The organism is Aeromicrobium sp. CnD17-E, assembly GCF_024124745.1.
In the GTDB taxonomy this organism is placed as follows: domain Bacteria; phylum Actinomycetota; class Actinomycetes; order Propionibacteriales; family Nocardioidaceae; genus Aeromicrobium.
The window spans coordinates 1-10,074 of record NZ_JAMXRU010000107.1; the positions used below are offsets into that span (position 1 = coordinate 1).

At 73.1% G+C, this 10,074-nt stretch carries 11 protein-coding genes and 1 tRNA gene; 3 read left to right on the forward strand and 9 right to left on the reverse strand.

Annotated features, from left to right (window positions below):
• Positions 1 to 609: 609 nt before the first annotated feature.
• The 7 genes from NH339_RS15325 to NH339_RS15355 form a co-directional block, all read right to left on the reverse strand.
• Positions 610 to 682: transfer RNA gene (locus tag NH339_RS15325), tRNA-Ala, on the reverse strand.
• A gap of 64 nt (positions 683 to 746) precedes the next feature.
• Positions 747 to 1,685 (reverse strand): hypothetical protein, encoded by a 939-nt coding sequence (locus NH339_RS15330; RefSeq protein WP_253026880.1) that lies wholly within the window; start codon positions 1,683 to 1,685, stop codon positions 747 to 749.
• Between the two features lie 87 nt (positions 1,686 to 1,772).
• Entirely contained in the window at positions 1,773 to 2,387 is a 615-nt protein-coding gene (locus NH339_RS15335; RefSeq protein WP_067859159.1) for a GNAT family N-acetyltransferase, read from the reverse strand.
• Complete coding sequence (locus NH339_RS15340) at positions 2,384 to 2,911, reverse strand: molybdenum cofactor biosynthesis protein B (RefSeq protein ID WP_253026882.1); 528 nt, start codon at positions 2,909 to 2,911, stop codon at positions 2,384 to 2,386. The genes NH339_RS15335 and NH339_RS15340 overlap by 4 nt, the downstream gene beginning before the upstream one ends.
• On the reverse strand, positions 2,908 to 3,336 hold the full coding sequence (moaC, locus tag NH339_RS15345) for a cyclic pyranopterin monophosphate synthase MoaC (RefSeq protein WP_253026892.1): 429 nt from the start codon (positions 3,334 to 3,336) through the stop codon (positions 2,908 to 2,910). The genes NH339_RS15340 and moaC overlap by 4 nt, the downstream gene beginning before the upstream one ends.
• Positions 3,337 to 3,400: 64 nt before the next feature.
• Positions 3,401 to 4,648: a gephyrin-like molybdotransferase Glp gene (glp, locus tag NH339_RS15350; protein WP_236749735.1), complete on the reverse strand. Its 1,248-nt coding sequence runs from the start codon at positions 4,646 to 4,648 to the stop codon at positions 3,401 to 3,403.
• Positions 4,649 to 4,728: 80 nt separating this feature from the next.
• The gene (locus tag NH339_RS15355; protein WP_253026894.1) at positions 4,729 to 6,069 is read right to left on the reverse strand and encodes a UTP--glucose-1-phosphate uridylyltransferase; all 1,341 of its coding nucleotides are present in this window, start codon (positions 6,067 to 6,069) and stop codon (positions 4,729 to 4,731) included.
• Between the two features lie 47 nt (positions 6,070 to 6,116).
• On the opposite strand from NH339_RS15355, the gene NH339_RS15360 reads away from it, so the two are divergent.
• Positions 6,117 to 6,743 (forward strand): 5-formyltetrahydrofolate cyclo-ligase, encoded by a 627-nt coding sequence (locus NH339_RS15360; protein ID WP_253026884.1) that lies wholly within the window; start codon positions 6,117 to 6,119, stop codon positions 6,741 to 6,743.
• Here NH339_RS15360 and NH339_RS15365 read toward each other — a convergent pair.
• Positions 6,740 to 7,783 (reverse strand): hemolysin family protein, encoded by a 1,044-nt coding sequence (locus NH339_RS15365; protein WP_253026886.1) that lies wholly within the window; start codon positions 7,781 to 7,783, stop codon positions 6,740 to 6,742. The genes NH339_RS15360 and NH339_RS15365 overlap by 4 nt on opposite strands.
• Positions 7,776 to 9,200: a hemolysin family protein gene (locus NH339_RS15370; RefSeq protein WP_253026888.1), complete on the reverse strand. Its 1,425-nt coding sequence runs from the start codon at positions 9,198 to 9,200 to the stop codon at positions 7,776 to 7,778. The genes NH339_RS15365 and NH339_RS15370 overlap by 8 nt, the downstream gene beginning before the upstream one ends.
• Positions 9,201 to 9,316: 116 nt before the next feature.
• Between NH339_RS15370 and NH339_RS18600 the strand changes: the two genes are divergently transcribed.
• Both NH339_RS18600 and NH339_RS15385 read left to right on the forward strand, forming a co-directional pair.
• Positions 9,317 to 9,646: an FmdB family zinc ribbon protein gene (locus tag NH339_RS18600; RefSeq protein WP_308207089.1), complete on the forward strand. Its 330-nt coding sequence runs from the start codon at positions 9,317 to 9,319 to the stop codon at positions 9,644 to 9,646.
• 59 nt (positions 9,647 to 9,705) lie between these two features.
• Positions 9,706 to 10,074, forward strand: a 369-nt coding sequence (locus NH339_RS15385; protein WP_253026890.1) for an SAF domain-containing protein, incomplete at its 3' end; no start/stop codon positions are given.

Genomic DNA, 10,074 nt, shown 5'->3' on the forward strand with positions numbered 1-10,074 from the left:
CATGCCTGCCGACGGGGGTAAAACTGATTACTTCTCGTCGACTTTTAGCACACTGTTGAGTTCTCAAACATCAGACGCACACCCACCAGACAGACCCACATCAGGGCCCACCCACCAGGGGCTGGTCAAACCTACTTGACTGGATCGGGCGAGACAAGCTCGCATTCTTCCAGTCCTCGCTCGCCGTTGTCAGCGATCAGTCTCCAGACGAACCTGGCATTGATCGTTTCGGTTCAAGCGGGTCACACCCACCGGACACCCGGCCTTCTGGCCTTGCGCCCCGCCGTGCGGTGCAACAAGAAGAACATTACACACCCCCTCCTAGGGCCGTCAAACCACCCCCCTCCTTGCGCCTCCGGCACGGTCGTGGAGGTCCAGAAAACCCTGGAACGACGGCATCGTGCTGTCGCAGTATGCACGCCTCAGGGCCCGGCGGAGCCGCGCGGGCCCGGCACGGTCGCACGCGCCACGTGTCGTTCCGAGGGTCAGCGACACCGGGCAGGACGGCGCGACCCCACCCGGCCTGCGGCCGAGGAGCGCTCGCGATCTGTGGCCCCGGAGACGACGAAGAGCCCCCCAGCCGTGCTGGGAGGCTCTTCGTGGTGCGGGTGGAGCATAGGAGATTCGAACTCCTGACCTCTTCGATGCGAACGAAGCGCGCTACCAACTGCGCCAATGCCCCAGGTCTGGATCAGGTTAGCACCCGTGCCGTCTCGTCCCGCAGGGGGTCCGGACGGCTCCGAGGGCTACTCCCCCGACGCGCGACGCGACGTCTCGGGAGCCGCCTGCGCGGACCGTGCGCGACCCGGCAGCTCCACGTCCTCGCCCTCGACGTGTCCGGACGTCCAGGCACCCGGCGCGTCGAAGTCGATGGTGCGGACGGTGCGGCCGACGCGCGGCTTGGTGACGTAGGTGGGCAACGTGACCGGCAGCGGGTCCCAGAGGGCGGTCCCGGCGGTGCTGACCGACGGCACGGCGATCTGCAGCTTCTCCTCGAGCGCGTCGAACGGCAGCTCCGCCCGCTCCATGACGTGCTTGCGGTCGGGCTCGACGTCCTCGAACTGGTGCGAGACGACGACGGTGTGCTCCTCGTCGGGCGTGCGCGGCACGGCTCGGCGCGAGGCTCGCTCGGCAGCGGTGTCACGCGCCGGGAGCTTGACGGACGGCAGTCGGGAGGAGAGCGGACGACGCTCCGTCGCCGGACGGCTGATGCCACGCTCGGCCCTGACCTGCACACGGCAGGCGACGAGCCAGGCCACCACCAGGGCGACCGGTGCGGCTACCCAGACCGGTGAGACGACGGAGAAGCCGGCGAGCCCACCCACCACGGCGAGCGCGGTCAGCAGGGTCAGCAGCGTGCGACGGCGGCGACGGGCGGCGACGACCGCGGCACGGCGGGTCGGCGCGTCACGGCGGGCGGTCGGGGTCTCGGTCACGGTGGGGGCCTTCGGGGTCGGCTCGGCGGCGGTCGTGGGAGTGTCGACCGGCGCCGAGAGGGGCACCTCGTCGGTGGCGTCCTCGGTCGGCTCGCCGTGGCCGCGACGGGAGATGACGCGGCTCAACGGGCTGAGCGACTCCAGGGACTCCGAGGAGCTCGCCTCGTCGTACCGACGCAGGACGAGCGGCACGAAGTACGCCGCCCACACGGCGACGACGAACGCGACGATCAGTCCATTGGCACCCACGGATCAACCGTAGGTCGCCCGTCGGGGGAATCTCCGCAGGTCAGTCGTGTGTCGCGTGAAGTTTGTGACGGATGTGGCAGGCGTGACTCACGACGGCGACCGACGTCGGGCCTCGTCGTCGCGGGTCACGCGCTCCAGCAGCCGGCCCGGACGGTCGTCGGCGAGCACCTGGAAGACCCGGTGGTCGCGCCAGGCGCCGTCGATGTGCAGGTATCCGCGCGCCAGCCCGACCTCGTCGAGGCCGAGCTTCTGCACGACGCGCAGGCTGGCCTCGTTCTCCGGCCGGATGGAGATCTCGACCCGGTGCAGGCCGACGGTGTCGAGCAGGTGGTCGACGACGAGGGCGACGGCGACGGGCGTGATCCCGCGGCCGGCATGACGTCGTGCGATCCAGTAGCCGATGCTGGCCCACCGGGCAGAGCCCCAGGAGATGCCGTTGACGGTGACCTGGCCGACCATCTCGCCACGCCAGGTGACGACGAAGGGCATCGCCCGACCCTGGCGCGCGCGACGCCGCTGCGTCACGATCATGGCGCGGTACGACAGCGGGGCCGCTCCCCCGCCGGGCGGCAGCGTGGCCTCCCACGGCGACAGCCACGCGACGTCGGCCCGGCGCAGCCGTGCCCAGGCGCGGGCGTCGGAGCGCCGCAAGGGCCGCACCCCGACGTCGCCGTGCGTGAGCTCGACGGGCCAGCCCTTCATGCCGACGCCTGTGGTCCCGGGTGGTCCGGGCCGGCGTGGTCTCCGCCGGCCAGCTGGTCGACGGCGTGCGGGACGACGTCGGCGAGCACCTGGATGGCGTCCTTCACGCCCCCGCGGGAGCCGGGCAGGTTGACGACGAGGGTGCTCCGAGCGACGCCGGCCAGACCTCGCGAAAGGACGGCGGTCGGGACGCCCTTGGCGACCCCCGCGGCACGCAGCGCCTCGGCCAGGCCGGGCAGCTCGCGGTCGAGCAGCGGCCGGGTCACCTCGGGCGTCCGGTCGGTGGGGCTGATGCCGGTGCCGCCGGTGGTCAGCACGACCGCCACACCCGACGCCACGGCGTCGGCGACGGCGTGCCCGACCGGGTCGCCGTCGGGCACGACGGCCGCGTCGCCGGTCTCGAAGCCCCAGGAACGGAGCGCGTCGACGAGCAGCGGTCCGGTCGTGTCCTCGTAGACGCCCGCGGCCGCGCGGTTGGACGCGACGACGACGGCGCCGCGTCGGCCGCCGGTGGCGCCGCTCATCGGACGTCCCAGTCGCCGCTGCGTCCGCCGGCCTTGGCGACGACCTCGACGTCGGTGATGCGCGCCCGCTTGTCGACGGCCTTGACCATGTCGACGACCGTCAGGGCGGCAACGGTGACCGACGTGAGCGCCTCCATCTCGACGCCCGTGCGGTCGGTGGTGCGGACGCTGGCCGTGATCTCGACGGCGTCGTCGGCGACGTGGAGGTCGACCTCGACGCCGCTGATCGCGATCGGGTGGCAGAGCGGGACGAGGTCGGGCGTGCGCTTCGCGCCCATGATCCCGGCGACCCGTGCGACGCCGAGGGCGTCGCCCTTCGGCACGCCCTCGCCGCGCAGGAGCGCCACGACCTCGGCGGACACCTCGACGCGACCGCGCGCGGTCGCCGTGCGGCGGCTGACGTCCTTGGCGCCGACGTCGACCATCCGGGCCGCGCCGGTCTCGTCGACGTGCGTCAGCCGCGGGGCGGACGGCTCGGGACCGGTCACGTCAGAACGGCCTGTCGAGGACGAGGGTGCGGACGGTGTCGCCCAGGTTCAGGGCGGTCTCGTCCTCGCCCACGACGATCAGGGCGTTCGCCTGGGCGAGGGACCCGAGCAGGTGCGACCCGTGGCCCCCGAGGGGGGTCACCTTGGCGCCGCGGTGGGTGACCTCGAAGACGCCGCGAACGTACTGGCGACGCCCGGGGATGGAGGCGATGTCTTGGGTGAGCACGGCGTGCACCATGGGCCGGCGGTACGGCGTGAGGCCCATGAGCCGGCGGATGGCCGGGAGCACGAACACCTCGAAGGACACGTAGGCCGAGACCGGGTTGCCGGGCAGCGTGATGATCGGGGTCTGCTCGTCGAAGATCGTGCCGAAGCCCTGCGGCTTGCCCGGCTGCATGGCGACCTTCGGGAAGGCGACCGTGCCGAGCGCCGACAGCGTCTCCTTGACGACGTCCTTCTCGCCCTCGCTGATGCCGCCGCTCGTCACGACGAGGTCGGCGCGGACGAGCTGCTCGGACAGCGTGCGTCGGAAGGTGCGCGGGTCGTCGCCGATGGCGCCCACGCGGTACGCGATCGCCCCGGCCGCCCGCACGGCGGCGGCGAGCATGTAGCTGTTGCCGTCGTAGATGGAGTCGAAGTCGAGGTGGGCGCCCGGCTCGCGGAGCTCGTTGCCGGTGGACAGCACCACGACGCGCGGTCGCGGTCGGGCGGCGACCCGACCCAGGCCGAGCGAGGCCAGCAGCCCTGCCTCCCGCGGGCCGACGACGGTGCCGGCAGGGAGGACGAGGTCGCCCTGGCCGACGTCGCTGCCGGCCCGACGGACGTGCTGGCCCTCGCGCACCGCCTCGGTGAACCGCACCCGCGCGTTGCCGCGGTCGGTGGCCTCGAACGGCACGACGGCGTCCGCGCCGCGCGGGACCGGCGCACCCGTCATGATCTTGACGGCGGTGCCCGGCGAGATCGCGAACGGCCGGCTCGACCCCGCGTAGATGTCGGCCACGACCGGCAGCTCGACGGGCGTGGCCGACGTGGCCTGGGCGAGGTCCTCGGCGCGGACGGCGTACCCGTCCATGGCGGAGTTGTCGAAGCGGGGCAGGGAGATCGGGGCGTGCACGTCGGCGTGCAGCGGCAGGCCGAGCGACTCCACGACCGGCTGGTCGTACGGCTCGAGCGGGCCGATGCCGCGCAGGATCTTCTCCAGGTGGTCCTCGACGGTGAGGAAGCCGTCGGGCACGCTCTCCGGACGCACGCGCGGACGCGGTCCCCGGGGTGGAGCAGCGTCGCCGGAGGGCGGAGCGGCCTCGTTCCCTGCGTCGGAAGACATGGGCGTCAGCCTAACCGGGCACCCTGCGGGACGCTGCGTGCCGTGCCGTCGTCGTCCAGGGTCGCGTCGCCGGTGACCACCACGTCGCGCCCGAAGTGCCAGTCGCCGCGCACCGTCAGCGACGACGCCCCGGCGAGCGAGGGCGCGTGCGGGATGCGGGCGTCGAAGTCGGCGATGGTCGTGTAGAAGCGGCGGTCGAGGTCGACGAGCGGCCGCGGGTCGACGGTGGCGCGCAGCCGGCTGTCGTCGCCCAGGCCGAACACGTCCGAGCGGAGCAGCAGCAGGTCGTTGGTCGTCTTGACGGGCAGGAAGCGCGAGCGCTCGACCTCGATGGCGGTGGCGCCGTCGAAGACCTCCACGGCGGCACCCATGGCCGACTCGATCTGCACGACCTTCGGCGACGTCTTGTCGGTGGGGTCGACGGTCTTCTCGTTGCGGATGAGGGGCAGGCCGAGCACGCCGTTGCGCTCGGTGAGCGTGTCGAGCAGCCGAGGCAGGTCGAACCACAGGTTGTTCGTGTGGAAGAACGGGTGCCGGTCCGCGTCGGCGGCGAGCGCCGCGTCCTCGTCGGCCGTCTGTGCGGTCTCGCGCAGCACCAGGCGACCGTCGGCGCGGCGGACGACGAGGTGGCCGCCCTTGACGTCGGCGGGCGTGCGCCGGCAGACCTCGGCGGCGTACGGCGCCCCGGTCGAGGCGAACCACGCCATCATCGACGGGTCGGGCGCCGCGCCGAGGTTGTCGGCGTTCGAGACGGTGGCGTACCGGTAGCCGGCGGCCACGAGCTGCTCCAGCACGCCCGAGACGAGCAGCGCCGTGTAGAGGTCGCCGTGCCCGGGCGGGCACCACTCGAGCGCCGGGTCGGCGGGCCACTGCACGGGGGTGAGGTCGTCCGCGCGCAGCTTCGGCTCGCGGTTCTGCAGGAAGTCGAGCGGCAGGCCCTCGACCTCGAGGCCCTCGTGCTGCCGCAGCCGTGCCAGCGAGTCGTCCTGCGTGCGGAAGCTGTGCATGAACAGCAGCGGCAGCGTCACGTCGAGGTCGCGCCGGACCTGGAGCACCTGGCGGGCGATGATGTCGAGGAAGGTGAGGTCGGAGCGGACGGGGAGCAGGCTCTTGGCCCGGTCCATGCCCATCGACGTCCCGAGCCCGCCGTTGAGCTTGACGACGGCCGTCACCGCGGCGGCCTCGCGCTGCGCGTCGAGGTCGAAGGTGACGTCGGCGGCGCGGTCCACGTCGACCAGCGGGTCGACGTCGGCCTCGCGGACGAGGCCGGTGGCACCGCCCTCGAGCTGACGGTAGAAGTCGCTGAAGACCTCGATCGCGGGTGCCGCCACGCCGGCGCGTTCCATGGTGCTCCGTGCGAGCTCGAGTCCGTCCACGCGCCTAGGCTAGACGTATGGACCGTCCGGGCGCGCGTCAGCGGAACGAGGCGGCCGCCGAGCAGAAGCGGGCGGTGCGTCCGCGACTGCTGGACGCCCGCCGTCGTCGCGACCCCGAGCAGCGTCGCGCCGTCGACGACGCGGTCGCCGCCCACCTCCTCGCGCTGCCGTCGGTGGTCCGCGCCCGTCGCGTCGCCGCGTACCGCTCGATGCCCGGCGAGCCCGGCACGGAGGCGCTGCTCGCGGGCCTGCTCGAGCGCGGCGTGGAGGTCCTCGTGCCGGTCAGCCGGAGCGACGGCTCCCTGGCCTGGGCGTCGCACGACCCTGCGGTCCCGACCACCCGCTCGCGGCTCGGCGTCGAGGAGCCGGTGGGCGCGACGCTCCCCGACGACGCGCTCGGCACCGTCGACGTCGTCGTGCTGCCCGCGCTGGCCGTCGACCACGCCGGCCGTCGGCTGGGCCGGGGTGCCGGCTACTACGACCGCGCCCTGGCCGGCCTCCCCCAGCGGCGTCGGCCGCTGCTGGTGGCCGTCGTGCACGCCGAGGAGCTCCTGGCCGAGGTGCCGCACGAGCCGCACGACCTGCCGGTCGACGTGGTCGTCACCGAGAACGGCGTGTTCCGCGTGCCCGAGGCGCCGGTCTAGCTCCCGAGCCGCTCCGCGTCGCGGATCTCGCCCACGAGCTCCTCCAGCACGTCCTCGAGCATGATCACGCCGAGCACCTGCCCGGACCCGTCGGCCACCCGCGCCATGTGGGAGCCCTTGGCCTGCATGACCCGCAGCGCCTCGTAGAGCCCCGACCCTGCCCCGACGGTCGACAGCGGCCGCAGCCACTTGTCGGCGATGGGCGCGCGGCGCGCGACGTCGTCGGTCTCGAGCACGTCCTTGATGTGCAGGTAGCCGGCGAGGTCGCCGTCGGCGTCGACGACGGGGAAGCGCGAGAAGCCGGTGTCGGCGCACGCCCGCTCGACGTCGGCCGGCGTCGCCTCCGGCGCGACGGTCACGAGTCCGTCGCGCGGCAGCAGCACCTGCTCGACCCGTCCGTCGTGGAACTCCAGGGCACCCTGCACGAGTCCGTACTCGTCGTCGTCGAGCAGACCCTCGCGACGCGACTCGTCGACGAGGCCCGCGACCTCGTCGTGGGAGTAGGTCGAGGCGACCTCCTCCACCGGCTGCACGCCGAGCAGGCGGACCGCGAGGTTGGCGATGCCGTTGAGCACGACGACGAGCGGCCGCAGCACGGCGATGACGAGCAGCATGAACGGACCCAGCACGAGCGCGGCGCGGTCGGGCTGCACGAGCGCGAGGTTCTTGGGCACCATCTCGCCGAACACGACGTGCAGGAAGACGACCACCGACAGCGCGATCACGAACGAGATCGGGTGCACGAGGCTCTCGGGCACGTGGGCGAGCTCGAACGCCGGCTCCATCAGGTGCGCGAGCGCGGGCTCGCTGATGGCACCGAGGCCGAGCGAGCAGATCGTGATGCCGAGCTGGGCAGCCGCCATCGCGAGCGTGACGTTCTCGACCGCCTTGAGCGCCAGCCGGGCCGTGCGCGACCCGGCCTGCGCGAGAGGCTCGAGCTGGGTCCGTCGGGCCGAGATGAGCGCGAACTCCGCAGCGACGAACAGGGCGTTGAGGGCGAGCAGCACGAACGTCAGCCCGACGCCGATCCAGTCACCCACGGACGTCACCGTCCCGCGTCGGGTCGGCCCCGCTCGGGCGCGCCCCGCTCGGGTCGGCCCCGTCTTCAGCACCCTCGGGGGCCTTCACGGCCAGGGTCACGCGGTCGATCCGGCGACCCTCCATCCGCTCGACGGTGAGCGAGACCTGCAGCGGCTCGGGGTCGTCGTCCTCGTCGTCCGGCGTGGGATCGACCTGCAGGTGGACGACGTCGCCGCGCACGCCGAGACGACCCAGCTCGGCGTGCAGCAGGCCGGCGATCGTCTCGTAGTCCTCGCTCTCGGGCAGGGCCACGCCGGTCTGCTCGAGCACCTCGTCGGGCCGCAGGAGCCCCGAGAGCGACCAGGCACCGTCGGGACGGTGGCGGCTGCGGCTCGCGACGCGGTCGTGCTCGTCGAGCACCTCGCCGACGATCTCCTCGACGAGGTCCTCGAGGGTGACGATGCCGTCGGTCCCGCCGAACTCGTCGACGACGACCGCCATCTGCATCCCCTGCTCGCGCAGCAGCGCCAGCAGGGGGTCGAGCTCGAGGCTGTCGGGCACGGTGGTGACGGGACCGGCCAGGTCGCCGAGACGGACGCCGCGACGTCGGTCGGGATCGACCGCGACCGCCTGCTTCACGTGCACGATGCCCACGACGTCGTCCGGCGACCGGCCCGTGACGGGGAACCGGGAGTGGCCGGTCTGGCGGGCCGCCTCGATGACGTCGAGCGCGGTGTCGCGGACGTCGAGGAAGTGCACGCGGACCCGGGGCGTGCGGACGTCGGCGGCGGTGCGGTCGCCGAAGGCGATGCTGCGCGCCACCAGGTCGGCCGTCTCGTCGTCGATGGCCCCCTCGCGGGCGGAGCGCAGCACGAGCGAGCGCAGCTCCACCGGCGAGCGGGCCGAGCGCAGCTCCTCCTGCGGCTCGACGCCCATGCGCTGCAGGGTGCGGTTGGCCGTGCCGTTGAGGAACCGGATCGGCCAGGCCATCACCCGGGTGAACACCCGCTGCGGCAGCTGGGCGACGGCGGCGACGCGCTGCGGCAGGGCGAGAGCCAGGTTCTTCGGGATGAGCTCGCCGACGAGCATGGTGACGACGGTGCTGAGGAAGAGCGCCAGGCCGTACGCGACGGCGCTCTGCGCCCCGCCGGTGACGCCGAGGTCCTCCAGCGGGCCTCGCGCGAGGCGCCCGATGGCGGGCTCGGCGAGGAACCCGATCGCCAGGTTGGTGATGGTGATGCCGAGCTGCGCCCCGCTGAGCTGGGTCGACAGGCTGCGCAGCGCCTTGAGGGTGCCGGCCGCGCCCGCGTCGCCGCGCTCGGCGTCGCGCTCGACCGTCGCGCGGTCGACCGTCACGAACGAGAACTCGGCCGCCACGAAGACGCCGCACGCGAGCATGAGGAGGAACGAGAGTCCCAGCAGGAGGAGCTCGGTCATCACGGGGTCCCGGATGAGTCAGGGTCGGTCACGATGCAGGGAACTGTACCCTTTGACGTCGGAGACCTCGTGCCGGAGCGGCACCCGCCGACCGGTGACATCCAGGAGAGAAGACCGTGCCGACCTACCAGTACCAGTGCACCGAGTGCGGCAACGCGCTCGAGGTGCACCAGTCGTTCACCGACGATGCGCTGACCGAGTGCCCCGCGTGCCAGGGCCGGCTCCGCAAGGTGTTCAACGCGGTGGGCGTCGTGTTCAAGGGGTCGGGCTTCTACCGCACCGACAGCCGCAGCACGAGCACGTCGTCGGACACCTCGAGCTCGTCCTCCTCGAGCTCCTCGTCGTCGGGCACGACGTCGTCGACCTCCTCGTCGTCGGGCGGGTCGTCGTCCGGCACGTCGGCCTCGAGCAGCGGCTCGTCGTCCACGGGCGGCTCGGCCGCCTGAGCGGCTCCCCTGTGGAGACGCGCTGGAACGAGGCCCGGCGCGCTGCCTAGCGTGGGCGGATGGACCGTCTGCGCTCCGCCCTGCTCGAGCACCGTCGTCTGCTCGCGGCCCTGTGCACGGCTCTCGCGGTGCTGCTGGCCCTCGCGTCGGTGCGACGTCCCCCCGACCAGGTGGAGGTGGCCGTCGCCGCCCGCGACCTCGCCAGCGGCACGGTGCTCTCCGCCGGCGACGTCACCTCCTCGCTGCTGCCGGCCGCGGCGGCGCCCCAGCACCTGCTGTCGTCCGACGACCTCGTCGGCCGGCGGGTCGGCGGGCCGATGCGTCGGGGCGAGGCCTTCACCGACGTCCGCCTCCTGGCGGCCGGACCGGTCGACGGTCTGCCTCCGGACCACGTGGTGACGGCCGTGCGGCTCGCCGACGCGGCCGGC

Excerpts from the sequence above, each read along its gene's own strand:
- NH339_RS15360 (WP_253026884.1), top strand. The coding sequence starts at position 6,117 with ATGGACCGTCCGGGCGCGCGTCAGCGGAACGAGGCGGCCGCCGAGCAG.
- NH339_RS15335 (WP_067859159.1), bottom strand. The coding sequence starts at position 2,387 with ATGAAGGGCTGGCCCGTCGAGCTCACGCACGGCGACGTCGGGGTGCGG.
- NH339_RS15355 (WP_253026894.1), bottom strand. The coding sequence starts at position 6,069 with ATGGAACGCGCCGGCGTGGCGGCACCCGCGATCGAGGTCTTCAGCGAC.
- NH339_RS15370 (WP_253026888.1), bottom strand. The coding sequence starts at position 9,200 with ATGACCGAGCTCCTCCTGCTGGGACTCTCGTTCCTCCTCATGCTCGCG.
- moaC (WP_253026892.1), bottom strand. The coding sequence starts at position 3,336 with ATGGTCGACGTCGGCGCCAAGGACGTCAGCCGCCGCACGGCGACCGCG.
- NH339_RS15340 (WP_253026882.1), bottom strand. The coding sequence starts at position 2,911 with ATGAGCGGCGCCACCGGCGGCCGACGCGGCGCCGTCGTCGTCGCGTCC.